1 protein-coding gene is annotated in these 255 nt (G+C 57.1%); it reads right to left on the bottom strand.

All coding sequences use genetic code 11. The features are described from left to right. A partial coding sequence (locus ACQ4LH_RS21705) for a putative quinol monooxygenase (RefSeq protein WP_430699008.1) occupies positions 1–141 on the bottom strand: 141 nt, incomplete at its 3' end. Positions 142–255 lie beyond the last annotated feature (114 nt).

Below are 255 nucleotides of genomic sequence, written 5' to 3' on the forward strand. Positions count from 1 at the left end.
ATGTGTATAAGAGACAGCCTCATGGCGGTGCAGGTTGTATTGCAGGCAACCGGCTTCGGCCTGGCTGGGCGGCACCAGCTGACGCAGACCGGCTTCAACTGCCTCGGCATGGCCGGGGCGTGCGGTGATAGTGGCGATCAGGGTGAGTGSTGTCTCTTATACACATCTGACCGCTGCCGACGACGCTCCACGAGTGTAGATTTCGGTGGTCGGCGGGTCGTTTAAAAAAAAAAAAAAAAGGACAGGAGGGTAGTG

It is taken from the genome of Pseudomonas peli, from assembly GCF_050563605.1.
Lineage (GTDB): Bacteria > Pseudomonadota > Gammaproteobacteria > Pseudomonadales > Pseudomonadaceae > Aquipseudomonas > Aquipseudomonas peli_A.